Source organism: Arthrobacter sp. Bi26 (assembly GCF_918697925.1).
Taxonomy (GTDB): Bacteria; Actinomycetota; Actinomycetes; order Actinomycetales; family Micrococcaceae; genus Arthrobacter.
This window is the reverse complement of the sequence record NZ_CAKKMF010000097.1, coordinates 1-17022: the sequence shown is the minus strand read 5'-3', so window position 1 is coordinate 17022 and position 17022 is coordinate 1. Positions and strand designations below refer to the sequence as shown.

The following is a 17022-nucleotide window of genomic DNA, read 5'->3' as shown; positions in this document are numbered from 1 at the left end:
GACGAAGCTGCCGGGGCCGGGCTGCCGCTTTCCGGGGAGGGCTGGCCGTTGCCTGCAAATGCGGCCACCGCCCACCAGACCAAAATCCCAAGCGCGACGAGTACGGCCGCGGCCACGCCGAGCCGCATGGGCCCTTGCAGGCGGATCCGGCGCGCCAGGGGACGCGCTCGCCGGGAGAGCACGCTCACGATGCCGGCGTAGGTGAGGCCCGTGGGCTTCGCCGCAGCAGGTGCCGCCGAGCGATTCGTGGCCCGTGCGGGGTCGGCGGTAATGACGGGCAGGGTGGACGTCGGCGGCCTCGAAGGCGGCGGCGGGATGGACCCGGCGTCGTATCTTGGATTCTCTTCAGTCACTGAGAAATTCACCACTTCCGTGCGTCTTTGCCGGAGCTGGAAGTCCGGCGTCGCGGCCCTTTTCTGGGCGCACATCACGAAACTCTATCGAAGATGCGCGGCACGGCGCATGTGCCGGTGGGCGCGGCCGCCGTTCCGGGACGCGCCACACTGTCCACAAGGCGCACGCCGGCGAGCAGTTGACGCCGAAAGCATGTAATCTAGGTGTACGACAAATTGACCAAACATTCCGGGGCCTCACCGATCGCCAAAGGTGACCACCTCCGGTCCAAGTACAAAAGGGGGTCACGCCATGGGGCGCGGCCGTCAAAAGGCAAAAGCTACCAAGCAGGCTCGGGACATCAAGTACTACTCCCCGAACACTGACTATTCGGCCCTTCAGCGCGAGCTCACGGGCCCGGGAAGTCGTGCCACGAGCCACTTCGCGGATGACCCGGTCGAACCGGATTATTCAGCGTATGTGGATAAGTACGCGGACGATGTGGAAGACGACGACGACGAGGTAGATTCCCGTCGCATAGGTTAGTCGACGCTTCCTTCCGGCAGTTCTCCCCGGGGGGATCCTTCCGGCACTGCTGTGCCAGCCAAAGATTTTCAGGCCGCCGGCCACACCTGTTTTGGGTGTGGCCGGCGGCTTCTCTTGTGCCCGTAGCGTCTGCCCGCGTCGTTTCGCCATGGTTTCGCCGGCGCAGTTGTCACCGACGGGGCCTCGGGCTAGGTTGTTGGTGCCGGATTTTCCCGGACGCGACCCCGATGCCCGGAAGGACTGCCATGACCATGCGCACAGAATTCGCTGAGGGCGAGCTCTGCTGGACGGACCTCCAGACCAGCGATGTGGAGGCGGCGAAGGCCTTCTACGCGGAGGTTTTCGGCTGGCGGTACGAGGATCTGCCCACCCCGGACGGACGCAGCTACGCGAAAGCCTTCCTCGGCGATGCCTTGGTTACCGTGCTCGCGCCGCAGACCCCCGAGCAGGAAGCCGCCGGCAGACCGGGCCGGTGGAACGTATATTTCGCGGTCGAAGACGCCCTGGACCTGGCCGGGGAACTGGCCCATTCCCCCGGGCAGCTTGAATTCGGCCCCGAGGCGATCGGTGGCACCGGCGTCATGGTCTTCTTCGCCCCGCCCGGCGGCGGCACCACTGGGGCCTGGCAGGCCGGCAGCCACTTCGGGGCCGGCCGGAGCCAGGAGGCGGGCACCTTGGCCTGGGCCGAGCTGCTCACACCCGAGCCGCAGGCCGCCGTCGGCTTCTTCCAGCAGCTTTTCGGGCACGAGGTGACCGAATACCCCCAGGACGACGGCGGCACCTACACCACGCTCATGGTGGGCGGCGCCGAAGTGGCCGGCATCGCCCGGGTTCCCGGCGATGCGCAGGACACCCTCGAGCCGGGGTGGCAGGTCTATTTCGGCGTCTCAGACGTCGCGGCGGCGGTGCAGGCCGCTGTGTCCGCGGGCGGCGTCGTGCTGATCGAACCGGACGAGGTCGAGGAAGCCGGCACCATCGCCACACTCAAGGACCCGCAGGGCGGCGTCTTCAGCCTGCTGGAGGTCTAGGGCGTGTCTCCTAATTCGGGGCGTGGTTTTTGAAATAGTGGACGGGTGTCACGTACTTCCGTTTTGACTGATGACCAGTGGGCTCTGATTGAGGACCTGATGCCGGACTCCTCCGGGCGTCGGGGGCGTCCGTTTCAGGGCCACCGGCTGGTCATGGAGGGCATCATCTACCGTTTCCGGACCGGGATCCCGTGGCGTGACCTGCCTGAGTGCTACGGTCCGTGGCAGACGGTCTGGAAGCGTCACCGCCGGTTCAGCGGTGACGGCACGTGGGATAAGATCCAGGCTTCCCTGCTCTCGGAAGCAGACGCAGCCGGACTGATCGAGTGGGAAGTCTCCGTGGATTCGACAGTCAACCGCGCCCACCAGCACGCGACCAACCTTCCCCGCAGCGCGGGGGGACCTGTCGAATTACATGAAACTGTTGGAGGAGCCCGGTGACCACGCGATCGGGCGGTCCCGCGGCGGGCTGACGACGAAGATTCACCACCTCTGCGACGGCAAGATGCGCCCGTTGGTCATCCTGCTCGGCCCGGGCCAAGGCGGTGATTCCCCGATGTTCCCGAACCTGCTTGAGGCGCTGAAGGTACCCAAGCTTGGCGGGGGCAAGGCCCGCTCCCGTCCGGACCGGGCACTGGCGGACAAGGCGTACTCCTCCCGGGCGAACCGGGAGCTGCTGCGCCGGCGCGGGATCCAGGCAGTGATTCCGGAACGCTCCGACCAGGAAGCGAACCGCAAGCGACGGGGCAGCAAGGGCGGAAGACCTGTGGGTCTAGACAAAGATGCCTACAAACGCCGGAACGTCGTCGAAAGGGCCTTCAACGTATTCAAGCAATGGCGCGGGCTCGCCACCCGATACGACAAGCTCGCCCTCACGTACCGCGGCGCCGTCGTCCTTCGCGCGATCACCGTCTGGCTCAAAGTATTAGGAGACACGCCCTAGGGCCGCGGCTTAAACACATCGAGTGCTCCCCAACTGCCGTTTTCAGGTGTCAAAACGGCAGTTGGGCCCACGCCGGCAGGGTTCCCTGGCCGGGAATGCGAGGCGAGGGGGGCAGTTGGGGAGCACTCGACGTCGGGGCAGGCGGTCTAGGCGTAGGCGTTGACCAGCCGGACGGCGCCGCCGTCGACGCCCTTGGCGCCCTGGACGTAGTCCGGGCCCGTCTTGACGATGGAGTCCGAGTTCACCTCGACCGTGCCCATGACCCAGGACGGCAGGCCGCGGTCGTTGAGCCGGTTGACGGCGGCGTCGGCTGCTTCCGGCGACACGATGGCGACCATGCCGACGCCCAGGTTCAGGGTGCGCTCCAGATCGGCCAGCGGGACGTTGCCGAGTTCGGAGACCAGCTTGAAGATGGCCGGGAGTTCCCAGGTGGAGCGGTCCACGGTGGCCAGCAGGCCCTGCGGGAGGACCCGGGCGAGGTTGGCGGCGAGGCCGCCGCCGGTCACGTGGCTGAAGCCGTGGACGGCCTTGCCGGCCGCGGAGCCGTTGACCGGGAAGGTGCGTGCCAGGTCCAGGCAGTCCGCGGCGTAGACGCGGGTGGGCTCGAGGAGCTCCTCGCCCAGGGTGCGGCCGAGTTCGGAGACCTGGCGGTCCAGGGCCCAGCCGGCGTGGTTGATGACGCGGCGGACCAGAGAGTAGCCGTTGGAGTGCAGGCCGGAGGAGGCCATGCCGATCACCACGTCCCCGGCGCGGACACGGTCCGGGCCGAGCAGCGCATCGGCCTCGACAACACCGGTGGCGGCACCGGCGACGTCATACTCGTGTTCGCCCAGCAGGCCCGGGTGCTCGGCGGTTTCGCCGCCCACCAGGGCGGTGCCGGCGACCGAGCAGGCGGCCGCGATGCCGCGGACGATGTCGGCGATACGCTCCGGGACCACCTTGCCGCACGCGATGTAGTCGGTCATGTAGAGCGGCTCGGCGCCCACGACGACGATGTCGTCCACCACCATGCCGACGAGGTCGAAGCCGATGGTGTCGTGGATGTCCATGGCCTGGGCGATTGCCACCTTGGTGCCGACGCCGTCGGTGGAGGTGGCCAGCAGCGGGCGCTTGTACGTGAGCAGCCGGGAGACGTCATAGAGGCCTGCGAACCCGCCGACGCCGCCGATCACCGAGGCGTTGTGGGTGGCCTTGACGGCGTCCTTCATGAGTTCGACGGCGCGGTCTCCCGCTTCGACGTCGACGCCGGCGGAGGCGTAGGTGATGCCGGCGTTCTGGGCGGCGTTCATGTCAGCGGCCGGGGAGGCGGAAGTCATACTGGCTCTTTCTTGTCGGCTGTGGTGACGCGGTCGGCATCGGTGAGCAGTTCTTCGAATTCGGAATCCGGCCCTGGATCGCAGCCGGTGGCGCCGGCCTTTTCGGCCGGGTCGTCGGAGATTGCGGTGCCGGGTTCGGCGTCGGGCGCCGCGGAAGCCGCGGACGGCGCCGTGCCGGAAGCAGCCGTGGCGGAGGCAGAGGGAAGTCCGCCGAGGTCCGTGCGTTCGAGCAGGTTCTTGCCGAGCTTGTCCGCCCCGGGCAGCTCGATCGGGTACTTGCCGGTGAAGCAGGCGGTGCAGAGGCGCTCGCGCGGCTGCCGGGTGGCGTCGATCATGCCGTCTTCGGAAATGTAGGCGAGTGAGTCGGCACCGATGGCCTGGGTGATTTCATCGATGGTGGCGCCGTTGGCGATCAGTTCCGCCCGGGAGGCGAAGTCGATGCCGTAGAAGCAGGGCCACTTGACCGGCGGGGAGGAAATCTTGATGTGGACGCTTGCGGCGCCGGCTTCCCGGAGCATCCGCACGATGGCGCGCTGGGTGTTGCCGCGGACGATCGAGTCATCCACCACCACAACACGCTTGCCGCGGATCACGGATTCGAGGGCGTTGAGCTTGAGCCGGATGCCGAGCTGGCGCAGCGTCTGCGAAGGCTGGATGAACGTGCGGCCCACGTAGGAGTTCTTGACGAAGCCGTGCGCGAAGGGGATGCCGGATTCCTCGGCGTAGCCTACGGCCGCGGGGGTGCCCGATTCCGGCACCGGGATGACGATGTCCGCTTCCTGGGTGTTTTCGCGGGCCAGCTGGCGGCCCATTTCCACACGGGATTCGTACACCGAGCGGCCCGCAATGGAGGCGTCCGGGCGGGCGAGGTAGACGTACTCGAAAACGCAGCCGGCCGGCGTCGCCTCGGCGAAGCGCTGCGAGCGGACGCCGTCCTCGTCGATCGCGATGAACTCGCCGGGTTCGATTTCGCGGATGAAGCTGGCGCCGACAGTGGCGAGGGCGGACTGCTCGGAGGCAACCACCCAGCCGCGTTCCAGCCGGCCCAGGCAGAGCGGGCGGATCCCGTAGGTGTCGCGGGCCGCGTAGAGGGTGCCCTCATCCATGAAGACGAAGCAGAAGCCGCCCTTGATCTTGGGCAGCAGCTCCATGGCGGTCTGCTCGAGGGACTTGCCCTCTTCGCCCTCCAGGAGTGCGGTGACCAGGGCTGTGTCCGAGGTGTTGCCCTGCTTCATCTCGCCGCTGAGGTTTCCGCCGTTGCGGTCCTCGATCATCGCCTTGAGCTCGGCCGTGTTGGTCAGGTTGCCGTTGTGGGCCAGGGCCACGGTGCCCGTGGACGTCGCGCCCAGGGTGGGCTGGGCGTTGGCCCAGTGGCTCGCACCGGTAGTGGAATAGCGGCAGTGGCCGACGGCCAGGTGCCCGGTCAGGGTGTTCAGCGTGGTCTCGTCGAAGACCTGGGAAACGAGTCCCATGTCCTTGTAGACGTTAATCCGCTTGCCGTCGCTGGTTGCAATGCCAGCCGACTCCTGACCGCGGTGCTGCAGTGCATACAGCCCGTAGTAGGTGAGTTTTGCTACTTCTTCACCGGGTGCCCAGACCCCGAAGACGCCGCATGCGTCCTGAGGGCCTTTTTCGCCTGGGAGAAGATCATGAGAAAGTTTTCCATCGCCGCGTGCCACTGGTCGATTATCTCACGATGTGCGCTAAGACTTTTCCGGCGGCCGTTTTATGACCTGCCGGCCTGCTCAGGCGCGGTTCTCGTCGTCGTCCGAGGTATCCGGAGTCTCCGGTGCGTCCGTTGCGGACTCGACGACGGCGTGCTCGGCGCGGCGGACGCTCATCCGGTCCAGCACCAGGGCTGTCGCGGCACCCAGGATGACGCCGCCGGCCGCGCAAAGGACCATGAAGAAGCCGAAGACCGAGCCGCGGTCGTAGCTCGCGTCACCGGGGAAAGCGTAGGCGATCACGGCCGCGGCGGCCACGCCCACGAGCCCGCCCAGGATCAGGAAGGGCACATATTTCGGCGCCCGGCGGACGGTCACCTCGCGGCGCTCCGGAACGCTGCCCTGGGCCGGCTCCCGCTGGGGGTCGGTGCCTGCTGTGCCGGGGGTTTCGTGGGAAGACATGCCATTAAGCGTACTGCCCTTGGACTCATTGCCGGGGCCCGGTTCCCGGAGCAGACTAGGGGCTACGTACAGACGAGCTAAGGAACGGCCATGTTAGCCTCAGCCGCCCGCATTCGCGACCAGCAGCGCATAATCTGGAATGAGTTCTCGGCGGGCTGGAACAAATGGGACGCTGAGCTGCTCGGCTGGCAGGCTCCGTTCGGGGAGGCATTGCTCGAGGAGTTGCCGCTGCGCCCCGACTCCCGGGTGCTGGATGTCGCGGCAGGCACGGGGGAACCTGGACTCACCGTGGCCAAGCGAGTGTCGGAGGGCAGGGTGGTCCTGGCCGACATTTCGGCGGGAATGCTCCGCGTGGCCGAGGAGAAGGCATCGGCCTGGGGCCTGACCAACCTGGACTTTGAGGTGTGCGACGCCGCAGCCATGCCCTTCGGGGACAGCACGTTCGACGCCGTGTACTGCCGCTTCGGGCTGATGTTCTTTCCGGTGATGTCCGCGGCCATGGCAGAGATGGCGCGCACCGCCCAACCCGGTGCCCGCGTCGGCGCCGTCGTCTGGGGGCGCGCGGCGGCAAATCCCTGGGCCAGCCTGATCCTGGGCACGATCGCCCGGCACCGGGAACTGCCCATCCCGCCCGCGGGCACTCCAGGTCTGTTCCGCTGCGCACCAACCGGGTTCATGACCCGGATGTTCAAGGACGCCGGGCTGGCAGAGGTGAGCGAGCGCCAAGTCAGCACCGACCTGGTGCACGAATCCCCCGAGAGCTACTGGGAGTTCATGACCGACATCGCCACCACCGTGGCGATGGGGCTGGCTAAGGCGGATGAGGAGTCGCGGGCCCTGATCCGCTCGGATGTGTTCGCGCTGTTGGGCCGCTACGAGCACGACGGCGCGATCCGGCTCCGGTCCACCGCCACGGTGGTGGCGGGAACCAAGGTGTAGCTCGGCGGGACGGGGCGGGTATTCGCGGCGTTTTCGGACGGGCGCACCGAGGACCCGCGCTGCAACCGAGGTAGTTCCATGCCCCGATGGTGGTCCGCCACGCTGGGCCGGACAACCACCCGCGGGCCGGGTGTGGAGAACTTTTCCGCGGCAGTTTCAGGCACGCGCCCAGCTATCGGACGGGCGCGCCCCGGATCCTCGCTGCATGTATCCGATTCAGCAGCGAGGGTCCGAAACCGCCGCGGAAACAGGTACGGCCCACGTCAGGGCACGCGGGTGCACCCAGTCGGGCGACGCCGGACGAGCGCTCCGACACCGGGGGAGCACTCCAGCGTCAGACGATCAGCGGGTCAGACGCCCAGCGCTTCCTTCAGCGACGCAACATGGCCCTGGGCCTTGACCTGGTACTGCGCCAGCGTCACCTTGCCCTCGGGGTCCAGCACTACGGTGGAGCGGACGATGCCCTCCGTGACCTCGCCTTGGACCAGCTTCTCGCCCCAGGCGCCGTATGCCAGGGCGACAGTGTGGTCCTCGTCGGCCAGGAGCGGGAAGGTCAGCGCGAAGTCGCCGGTGAAGTGGGCCAGGGCCTCGGGGGCGTCGGGGGAGATGCCCAGGACCTCGTAGCCTGAGCCCTGCAGGGACGCGAGGTTGTCGCGGAAGTCGCAGGCCTCGGTGGTGCAGCCGGGGGTCGCGGCCTGCGGGTAGAAGTACACAATGACGTTCTTGCCGCGGTAATCGGCCAGGGCAACCGGCTTGCCTTCGGCGTCCGGCAGGGTGAAATCCGGGGCCGGGGTGCCGGGCTGAAGCTTGACGGTCGTGTTTGCGCTCATGATGATCCTTCGGGGGAGTGGACAATGGGTCTGTGATGCACAACATCGTGGACCGAGGCTGTATTCCGCCGCCTGAGCCTATCAAGGACCCTTCCGGGGCGGCTTTGGCGGGCTCGGGCCTGACAGCTTTTTCATAGCTCCGGCATAGCTGCCGTAGCTAGATTGAAGTCATTATGGAACAGCAAAATCCACAGCAGCGACGATTCGGATTCCGGCGCACTCCCGGCCGCGGGCCCCGTCGAGGGACCGGCCGGGCACGGGCCCTGATGGGGGCGGCCTGTGCCGCGGTGCTGGCGGTCGTCCTGGCTGCAGGTATCTATTCCTTTGCGCAAGCCCGCTCGACGGCGGCGAATCTCACGACAACGTCGGCTGCGTCGGCTGCGCCGTCTGCCACGACCACAGCGGAGGCCAGCGCGTCGCCGTCAGCCAGTCCCGATGCATCTGCCCAGGCATCCGCCCCGGCTGCGGGCGCGGTGGACGCGGCACTGGACACGCGCATCCAGGCCATTCTCGATGCCAACAGCCAGTACCAGATCGGCGTGGCGCTGGTCGACCTCTCCCAGGGCGCCGGCTCCGCGGACGTCCACGAATACGGGGTCCGGGAGAAGTTCGTGGCCGCGAGCACTGCCAAAGTCCTGGCCGCGGCGGCCTACTACCACCTGGTCGAAACCGGGGCGGCCAGCCTCGATGACCCGTTGGGGAACTACACCGCCGGATTCCAGCTCCGCGAGATGATCCAGCAGAGCGACAACGACTCGTGGTCGCTGATCATGGATGCCGTGGGCCACGAGCAGTTGACCGAGTATGCGGCGTCGCTGGGCGTGAGCTATGACCCGAAAATCAATACACTGACCCCGGCGGAAATGGCGACAATCGTCTCCCGCGTCTACTCCGGGACGCTCCTGAATGCCGGGGACACAGCCCAGCTGCTGTCCTATATGCAGGACACCAACTACGAATCACTCATTCCCGCCGCAGTGCCGGAAGGGATCACGGTCTTCCACAAGTACGGGCTCCTGGGCGGTGAACTGCACGACGCCGGCATCCTCATCCGGGACGGCACCGCCTACGCCCTGGTGATCTATACCAAGGGCCAGGACCTGAGCGACGTCCCGGAACGCACCGAGGTGATCCATCAGCTGACGCAGGCGGTGGCGGGCGCCCTCTTCTAGGCCGCCTCTGGGACGAGCGTGTCAGGGGCCGCCCGCAGACGTCCGGAACGCTAAATCCGGTGCCCTAAATGCCGAGTTCCTCCCGCAGCGCCCGCACGTGGCCCTGCGGGCTGACCTGGTATTGCGCCAGGACCACGTTGCCGTCGGGACCGACAACCACGGTGGACCGGACCGTTCCTTCGCGGACCTCGCCCTCCACCAGCTTCTCGCCCCAGGCCCCGTACGCGAGGGCCACAGCGTGGTCCTCGTCGGCGAGCAGGGGGAACGTCAGCGCGTGCTCGGCGGCGAAGGCGGAGAGGGCCTCACGGGCGTCGGACGAGATGCCCAGGACCTCGTAGCCTGCGCCCCGGAGGGCAGCAAGGCTGTCGCGGAAGTCGCAGGCCTCGGTGGTGCAGCCGGGCGTGGCGGCGCGCGGATAGAAATAGACAATGACGCTTTTGCCGCGGTAATCGGCCAGGGAAATCCGGCGGCCCGCAGCATCGGGCAGCGTGAACCCGGGTGCTGGAGTGCCAGCCCGCAGTTTGGTGGTGACGATGGATTGCATGCAGTTTCCTTCGATCGAGGGTCGGGATGGTTGTGGCAGCGGACCTCAGATGCTGTATTCCGCCGGTCCGCGCACGGTCGCCCGCGGACCGGGGACGAAGCGGTAGCCGCCGCTGCGGACGGTGACGACGGCGTGCCGGCAGCCCTTGAGTTTCCGGCGCAACCGGCCGACGTAAACGTCGATGGACCGGGTTGCCGCGCCAGGGGTGTCGAACGCGTCGAGGCAATGCTGCAGTTCCTCCCGGCTGACCGTGCGGGAGCAGTTCTGCACAAGGCACCTCAGGAGGGTGAACTCCAGATCCGTCAGGGGCACCCGCTCGCCATCGAGCCTTGCGTCCCCGGCCGCGAGGTCGACGGCGAGCCGGCTGATGCTGCCGGGGGCGGGCGCCGGGCCCGCCCCGCCGTCGTCGTCCGGAGTGCCGTCCCCGGCGGGATCCCCGGTCGGGGTTCCCGGCAGGGCGCCGTCTTCTCCAGGGGACCGGACGACGGCGGACGTTGCGGCTCCGGCGGCGGGCCTAAAGTGGACTTCCGCCTCCGGGGCACTTCTTAGGGCGCGGCCAAGCACGAGTTCGGCCGCCCGGGCCAGACAGGCCGGGTCAAGGTCGGCGTTGTCCGGCACGGTGATCCAGACAGCCAGTCCCTTCGCCGCGAGGCCGGCCTGCCGCGGCTGTCCGTTGCGCCTGGCCCGTCCGTGAACGGCGCGTGCGGTGCCGGCCACGGCTGCCTGGCTCATACGTCGCCGCGGCGGATCAGCTTGCCGTTCGGAGTCCGGCCGTCGATCAGGGTGCCGCGGAGATAGGTCTGCCGGACGACGCCGGAAAGCGACTTCCCGTCGTACGGGGTGATGGGGTTCTTGTGCTTGAGCTTGGAGGCGTCCACGACGTACGCCTCGTCCGGGGCAAACACGGAGAGATCGGCGTCGTACCCCACCGCCAGCTGGCCCTTGTTGGCCAGGCCGGCGAGCTGGGCCGGCCTGGCCGCCATCCACGAGAGAACCTGCTCCAGCGGGATGCCGCGGTGCCGGGCCTCGGTCCAGATCAGCGACAGGCCCAGCTGCAGCGAGGAGACCCCGCCCCAGGCCACGGCGAAGTCCCCGTTTTCCAGGTCCTTCAAATCCAGGGTGGACGGGGAGTGGTCCGAGACGATGCAGTCGATGGTGCCGTCCTGCAGCCCGGCCCACAGCAGTTCGCGGTTGGAGGCTTCGCGGATCGGCGGGCAGCACTTGTAGGCTGTGGCGCCGTTCGGGATTTCCTCGGCCGTCAGCGTCAGGTAGTGCGGGCAGGTTTCGACCGTGAGGCGAACGCCGTCGCGCTTGGCGGTCGCGATCAAGGGGAGCGCATCGGAGGAGGACAGGTGCAGGATGTGGGCGCGGGCGCCGGTCCGGCGGGCCCGTTCGATGACCTCGGCGACGGCCTTGTTCTCGGCCCCGCGCGGGCGGGACGCGAGGAACATCGCGTAGCGGTCGCCGCCCGGGTGGGGTGCGTGATCGATCGCGTGGGCGTCCTCGGCGTGGACGATCATGAGCGAGTCGAAGGATTTCAGCTCTGCCATGTCCTCTTCCATCTCGTCCGCTTCCAGGTGCGGGAACTCGTCCACACCGGAGTGCAGCAGGAAGCATTTGAAGCCGAAGACACCCTCGTCGTGCAGCGGCCGCAGTTCGTGCTTATTGCCCGGGATGGCTCCGCCCCAGAAACCGACGTCCACGAACACCTGGTCCTCTGCTACCTCGCGTTTGAGTTTCAGGGCCGCCACCGTAGTGGTGGGTGGGATGCTGTTCAACGGCATGTCGATGATCGTGGTGACGCCGCCGGCCGCTGCCGCCCGGGTGGCGGAAGCGAAGCCCTCCCACTCGGTGCGGCCGGGCTCGTTGACGTGCACGTGGGTGTCCACCAGGCCTGGCAGGAGGGTTTCGTCGTCGGCGAGCTCGATGACTTCACGGCCGGGGAGGCCGTCGCCCAGCGGCGCGATCGCGGTAATCACGCCGTCGCGGATGCCGACTTCCCGCGCGGCGAGGCCGGCCGTGGTCAGCACCTGCCGCCCGCGGAAGACGACGTCGTAGGTTTCTTCAGACACGGAGGGTCTCCTTTCCAGGAGCACTGTCCAGGGCGCGGGCACCCTGGACGGGGTGCGCCGCGTTGGTCAATTGCTCGCCGAGTTGCCGTCCGAGGCGCTCCAGCAGAGGAGCGGCCTCGGCTATACATGTGTCTACATTGCTTTCCAGCTCCGTCAAAGCGTGGACCGCGAGGAACCCGGAACTGCTGATCTGCTCCCCGGTCAGGACGGACCGGCCGCAGACAGCGACTACCGGAACCCCGGCGCGGCGGGCGGCCCGGGCAACGCCCACCGGAGTTTTGCCCAGCAGGGTCTGTTCGTCGAGGCTGCCTTCGCCGGTGATCACCAGGTCCGCGCCGGCCAGCCGGTCGGCCAGCCCGGTGAATTCAAGGACGACGTCGATGCCCGGCCGGCGGGTCGCGGCCAATACGGCGATCGCGGCGTAGCCCACGCCGCCGGCTGCCCCGGCGCCCGGCGCGTCCGCGGCCTTCCGTGCGCGGGGCCCGATTTCGGCCGCGAGCACGTCCACGAAGTGGGCCAGGGCGGCGTCGAGGGCAGTTACGTCCTCCGCCGTGGCGCCCTTTTGCGGGCCGAAGATCGCCGCGGCACCTTGGGCGCCGAGCAGCGGGTTGTCCACGTCGCTGGCGAGCACGAAGCGTGCCCCGTCCAGGCGGGATTCGAAGCCGGAGAAGTCGATCCAGTCCAGCCTGGCCAGGGCCGCGCCGCCGGGCGGCAGCTCGTTGCCGTGGGCGTCGAGGAACCTGGCGCCGAGTCCCTGCAGGACCCCGGCGCCGCCGTCGGTGTTGGCGCTGCCGCCGACGCCCAAAATGATCTGCCGGCATCCGGCGTCGAGCGCTGCCCGGATCAGTTCGCCGGTGCCCAGGCTGGTGGCGCGTTTGGCGTCCTTGACGCCGTCCGGCAGGACGGCCAGGCCGGACGCGGCGGCCATCTCAATGACCGCCTCGCGGCCGCGGAGCGCGAACTCTGCCCGGAGCGGCGCGCCGGTGGGGCCGCTGACGACGGCGCTTCGGCGGGTGAAGCCGGAGCCGACGGCGGCATCGAGGGTGCCCTCGCCGCCGTCGGCCACGGGAATCCGCAGTACCTCCAGATTACTGATCTGTCCGCTGTCGCGGGCGGCCGCGTGCAGCCCCGCTTCCAGGTGCCGGGCGACGTCCGGGGCCGAGAGCGAGCCTTTGAACTTGTCCGGCGCAATGACCACCCGCATCTCAGGCCTGCAGGGCCAGGATGGCGGTGGGGGCGTCCCCGGCGGTCTCGGCCAGGGCCTCGAACTCGTTGACGGCGTTGATCTCGGTGCCCATGGAGATGTTGGTGACCTTTTCCAGGATGACCTCCACCACCACCGGAACCTTGAACTCGCCCATGAATGCCTTGGCCTTGTCGAACGCGGCAGGAAGGTCCTCCGGGTTTTCCACCCGGATGGCCTTGCAGCCCAGGCCCTCCGCCACCTTGATGTGGTCCACTCCGTAGCCTCTTGCAATTGCAGAGAGTTCGGTGGAGTTGATGTTCTCGAACGCCAAGGACACGTTTTGTTCCATGTTGAACCCCCGCTGGGACTGGCGGATCAGGCCGAGGTAGGAGTTGTTGACCACCACGTGGATGTACGGCAGGTTGAACTGCGCGCCCACGGCCAGTTCTTCGATCATGAACTGGAAGTCGTAGTCACCGGACAGGGCAACAACGGTCTGGTCCGGCTTGCCGCGGACCACGCCCAGCGCGGCGGGGGCGGTCCAGCCCAGCGGGCCGGCCTGTCCGGCGTTGATCCACTTGCGGGGGCCGAACACGTGCAGCATCTGGGCGCCGGCGATCTGCGACAGTCCGATCGTGGACACGTAAGTGGTGTCCTTGCCGAACGCCCTGTTCATTTCCTCGTACACGCGCTGGGGCTTGATCGGCACGTTGTCGAAGTGGGTCTTGCGGTGCAGCGTGGCTTTGCGTCCGGAGCATTCGGCAACCCAGGCGGTGTAGTCCGGCAGCGACCCGGCGGCGCGGCGTTCCCGGGCCAGTTCCAGCAGCCCGTCCACGGCGGCAGCGGCGTCGGAGGCGATGCCGAAGTCCGGGGAGAACACGCGGCCGATTTGGGTGGGCTCGATGTCGATGTGCACGAACTTGCGGCCGGCGGTGTAGGTGTCCAGCCCACCGGTGTGGCGGTTGGCCCAGCGGTTGCCGATGCCGATCACGAAGTCGCTGCGCAGGAAGTTCTCGTTGCCGTAACGGTGGGAAGTCTGCAGGCCCACCATGCCTGCCATCAGTTCGTGGTCATCCGGGATAGCGCCCCAGCCCATCAGGGTGGGGATCACGGGGACGTTCAGCAGCTCGGCCAGCTCCACCAGCTGCCCGGAGGCACCGGCATTGATGATGCCGCCGCCGGCCACGATCACCGGGCGCTCGCCGGCGGTGAGCATGTCCAGTGCCTTTTCCAGCTGCTTCCGGCTGGCCTTGGGCTTCTCCACGGGCAGGGGCTCATAAGTGTCGATGTCGAATTCGATCTCGGCCATCTGCACGTCGATCGGCAGGTCCAGCAGGACCGGGCCTGGGCGGCCGGAGCGCATCAGCTGGAAAGCCTTCTGGAAGGCGCCGGGAACCTGGCCTGGCTCCAGGATGGTCATGGCCAGCTTGGTGACGGGCTTGGCGATGGACTCGATGTCCACGGCCTGGAAATCCTCCTTGTGCAGCTTGGCAACGGGTGCCTGGCCGGTGATGCAGAGCATCGGGATGGAATCGGCCCAGGCCGCGTACAGGCCGGTGATCATGTCCGTGCCCGCGGGGCCGGATGTGCCGATGCAGATGCCGATGTTGCCGTCCTTGGCCCGGCTGTAGCCGTCAGCCATGTGACTGGCGCCTTCAACGTGGCGGGCCAGGGTGTGGCGGATGCCGCCGTGGGCCCTCATGGCCGAATAGAACGGGTTGATCGCCGCGCCTGGCAGGCCGAACGCCTCGGTGGCGCCCTCCTTTTCCAGGATGGCGACGGCTGCGTCTACGGTGCGCATCTTCGTCATGGTGTGCTCCTTGAAAGTCTGTTTTTGGGTGTGCTTGAGGTGCCGGCGTCGTCATTGACGACGTCGGGAGGCTGGGTTCAGGTGGTGACCGGCGCCTGGCCGGCGGTTTACTTCCGGCCGCTGAGCTGGAGGACCTGCTTGAAGAGGCCGGAGTGATCCAGGCCGCCGTCGCCCTGGTTGACAGTGGCGGCGACGAGCTGCGCGACGACGGCGCCGAGGGGGACGGCGACGTTGGCCTCGCGGGCCGCGGAGGTGACGATGCCGAGGTCCTTGTGGTGCAGGGCCAGGCGGAAGCCGGGGTCGAAGTTGCGGTCCAGCATCTTCTGGCCCTTCTGCTCCAGGACCTTGGACCCGGCCAGGCCGCCGCCGAGGACCTTGAGGGCGGCGTCCGTGTCCACGCCGTAGGCCTCGAGGAAGGCGATCGCCTCGCCAAGGACTTCAATGTTGACGGCCACGATCAGCTGGTTGGCTGCCTTGACTGTCTGGCCGGAGCCGGAGGGCCCCACATGGACGATGGTCTTGCCCACGGCGGCCAGGACATCCTGGGCGGTCTCGAAGTCGGCGGCGTGGCCGCCCACCATGATGGAGAGCGCGGCGTCGATGGCGCCTTGTTCCCCGCCGGAGACCGGGGCGTCGAGGGGACGGATTCCGGCGGCCCTGGCGTCGTCGGCGAGGCGCTTGGCGACGTCGGGGCGGATGCTGCTGGCATCGATCCACAGGGCGCCCGGCTTGGCGTTGGCGAAGACGCCGTTGGGGCCGCTGACCACGCCTTCGACGTCCGGGGAGTCCGGCACCATGGTGATGACGGTGTCGGCGCCCTTGACGGCCTCCGCGATGCTGCCGGCGCCCCGGCCGCCTTCGGAGACCAGTTTGTCGGTCTTGTCCTGACTGCGGTTGAAGCCTGTGACCGTGTGGCCGGCCTTGACGAGGTTGATGGCCATGGGCAGGCCCATGATGCCGAGTCCGATGACTGCGATGTTGCTCATTGTGGTTCTCTTTCTGAAGTCTTTTTATGCGTTTTAGCGCAGGTGTGCTTCTGTGCCGCGGCTGGTGGGTGCGGGTGCTGCCGGTGGGTGGGCCCACGCCGGCCGGGTTCCCTGGCCGAGCTTGCGAGGTCAGGGTGCCGGTGGGTGGGCCCACGCCGGCCGGGTTCCCTGGCCGAGCTTGCGAGGTCAGGGTGCCGGTGGGGACTACTGCGAGACGCGCTGGCGGATGGCCCAGCTGAATGCGGTCTCCGCCGGTTCCTTGTATTCGAGGCCGATGTAGCCCTCGTAGCCGAGTGCGCGGCTGCGGGCGATCCATTCGCCGAGGGGAAGCTGCCCGGTTCCGGGAGCCCCGCGGCCGGGGTTGTCGGCGATCTGGATGTGGCCGAAGTCCTTGGCGTGCTTTTCGATGACGGCGGCGACGTCGTCACCGTTCACTGCCAGGTGGTAGAAGTCGGCGAGGAGCTTGATGTTCCTGGCGCCGGATTCCTGCTTGACCCGGGCGATGACGTCGAGGGCGTCCTGGGCCGTGAGCAACGGGTACTTGGGGGCGCCGCTGACGGGTTCCAGGAGCACCGTGCCGCCGATGCGGGCGATGCCTGCGGCCGCCGTCGCGAGGTTTTCGGCGCCAATGGCGTCCTGCTGCTCGGCGGATTCGCCGTCAATGCGGTTGCCGTAGAGGGCGTTGAAGGCCTTGCAGCCGAGGCGCTCACCGATGCCGGCGACGACGTCGATGTTGTCCTGGAATTCGGTGGAGCGCGCGGGCCAGGATACGAGGCCGCGGTCCCCGCCGGGCATGTCGCCCGCGTTGAAGTTCAGGCCCGTGAGCTGCACGCCGGCGTCGGTGATGGCGTTCTCAAACCGGGCAACCTCGGCGTCGGTGGGGACGGAGGTTTCGAAGGGCCACCAGAATTCGACGGCGTCAAAACCGGCGGCCTTCGCGGCGGCCGGGCGTTCCCAGAGGGGGAGCTCCGTCAGGAGGATGGAGCAGTTCACGGTGTACGTCATTGTGGGTTCCTTCCGGTGTGGGCGGGAGCTGGATCCCGGGCGTCTTTGCCTTGCAGATCCGATTACTAATTCCACTTCGTTGCCTGCTTAGTTCCTGCATGGTTTCCGCTTGGTGGAATTTAGATTCTGCTTTATGAAAAGTGTAGAGAAGTTGGGGCAGGGGAGTCAAGGGGTGGAGAGTCAATG

At 67.8% G+C, this 17022-nt stretch carries 17 protein-coding genes; 5 read left to right on the top strand and 12 right to left on the bottom strand.

Annotation, left to right across the window (positions count from 1 at the left end; all coding sequences use genetic code 11):
* Positions 1-353 (bottom strand): hypothetical protein (locus tag LQV16_RS19800; protein WP_229995587.1); only part of this gene is annotated, 353 nt, incomplete at its 3' end.
* 292 nt (positions 354-645) lie between these two features.
* Between LQV16_RS19800 and LQV16_RS19795 the strand changes: the two genes are divergently transcribed.
* From LQV16_RS19795 to LQV16_RS19785, 3 genes are all read left to right on the top strand, one after another.
* Entirely contained in the window at positions 646-879 is a 234-nt protein-coding gene (locus LQV16_RS19795) for a DUF3073 domain-containing protein (protein WP_018774150.1), read from the top strand.
* Positions 880-1124: 245 nt separating this feature from the next.
* A complete protein-coding gene (locus tag LQV16_RS19790; RefSeq protein WP_229995586.1) occupies positions 1125-1907 on the top strand; it encodes a VOC family protein in 783 nt (260 codons plus the stop codon).
* 45 nt (positions 1908-1952) lie between these two features.
* A protein-coding gene (locus LQV16_RS19785; protein ID WP_229995585.1) for an IS5 family transposase occupies positions 1953-2850 on the top strand; the annotation gives its coding sequence in 2 pieces (ribosomal slippage) (positions 1953-2312 and positions 2314-2850; 897 coding nt in all).
* A gap of 146 nt (positions 2851-2996) precedes the next feature.
* On the opposite strand, the gene purM is transcribed toward LQV16_RS19785, so the two are convergent.
* The 3 genes from purM to LQV16_RS19770 form a co-directional block, all read right to left on the bottom strand.
* A complete protein-coding gene (purM, locus tag LQV16_RS19780; protein WP_229995584.1) occupies positions 2997-4166 on the bottom strand; it encodes a phosphoribosylformylglycinamidine cyclo-ligase in 1170 nt (389 codons plus the stop codon).
* Complete coding sequence (gene purF, locus LQV16_RS19775) at positions 4163-5845, bottom strand: amidophosphoribosyltransferase (protein ID WP_229995583.1); 1683 nt, start codon at positions 5843-5845, stop codon at positions 4163-4165. Before purF ends, purM begins: the two co-directional genes overlap by 4 nt.
* Positions 5846-5911: 66 nt before the next feature.
* On the bottom strand, positions 5912-6292 hold the full coding sequence (locus LQV16_RS19770) for a hypothetical protein (RefSeq protein ID WP_229995582.1): 381 nt from the start codon (positions 6290-6292) through the stop codon (positions 5912-5914).
* Between the two features lie 90 nt (positions 6293-6382).
* Between LQV16_RS19770 and LQV16_RS19765 the strand changes: the two genes are divergently transcribed.
* Complete coding sequence (locus LQV16_RS19765) at positions 6383-7231, top strand: methyltransferase domain-containing protein (protein WP_229995581.1); 849 nt, start codon at positions 6383-6385, stop codon at positions 7229-7231.
* 350 nt (positions 7232-7581) lie between these two features.
* Here the strand turns inward: LQV16_RS19765 and bcp (LQV16_RS19760) are convergent, their stop codons facing one another.
* Positions 7582-8061, bottom strand: coding sequence for a thioredoxin-dependent thiol peroxidase (gene bcp, locus LQV16_RS19760; protein WP_229995580.1), 480 nt, complete (start codon positions 8059-8061; stop codon positions 7582-7584).
* A gap of 173 nt (positions 8062-8234) precedes the next feature.
* Between bcp (LQV16_RS19760) and LQV16_RS19755 the strand changes: the two genes are divergently transcribed.
* On the top strand, positions 8235-9233 hold the full coding sequence (locus LQV16_RS19755) for a serine hydrolase (RefSeq protein ID WP_229995579.1): 999 nt from the start codon (positions 8235-8237) through the stop codon (positions 9231-9233).
* A gap of 64 nt (positions 9234-9297) precedes the next feature.
* Here the strand turns inward: LQV16_RS19755 and bcp (LQV16_RS19750) are convergent, their stop codons facing one another.
* From bcp (LQV16_RS19750) to LQV16_RS19720, 7 genes are all read right to left on the bottom strand, one after another.
* Positions 9298-9777, bottom strand: coding sequence for a thioredoxin-dependent thiol peroxidase (gene bcp / locus LQV16_RS19750; RefSeq protein ID WP_229995578.1), 480 nt, complete (start codon positions 9775-9777; stop codon positions 9298-9300).
* A gap of 45 nt (positions 9778-9822) precedes the next feature.
* Positions 9823-10509: a winged helix-turn-helix domain-containing protein gene (locus tag LQV16_RS19745; RefSeq protein WP_229995577.1), complete on the bottom strand. Its 687-nt coding sequence runs from the start codon at positions 10507-10509 to the stop codon at positions 9823-9825.
* A complete protein-coding gene (gene allB, locus LQV16_RS19740) occupies positions 10506-11849 on the bottom strand; it encodes an allantoinase AllB (protein ID WP_229995576.1) in 1344 nt (447 codons plus the stop codon). Before allB ends, LQV16_RS19745 begins: the two co-directional genes overlap by 4 nt.
* Positions 11842-13053, bottom strand: coding sequence for a glycerate kinase (locus LQV16_RS19735; protein ID WP_229995575.1), 1212 nt, complete (start codon positions 13051-13053; stop codon positions 11842-11844). Before LQV16_RS19735 ends, allB begins: the two co-directional genes overlap by 8 nt.
* A gap of 1 nt (position 13054) precedes the next feature.
* Entirely contained in the window at positions 13055-14845 is a 1791-nt protein-coding gene (gcl, locus tag LQV16_RS19730) for a glyoxylate carboligase (protein WP_229995574.1), read from the bottom strand.
* A 107-nt stretch (positions 14846-14952) separates the two neighbouring features.
* Positions 14953-15831: a 2-hydroxy-3-oxopropionate reductase gene (locus LQV16_RS19725; RefSeq protein WP_229995573.1), complete on the bottom strand. Its 879-nt coding sequence runs from the start codon at positions 15829-15831 to the stop codon at positions 14953-14955.
* A 204-nt stretch (positions 15832-16035) separates the two neighbouring features.
* Positions 16036-16836: a TIM barrel protein gene (locus tag LQV16_RS19720; RefSeq protein ID WP_229995572.1), complete on the bottom strand. Its 801-nt coding sequence runs from the start codon at positions 16834-16836 to the stop codon at positions 16036-16038.
* Positions 16837-17022: the final 186 nt, after the last annotated feature.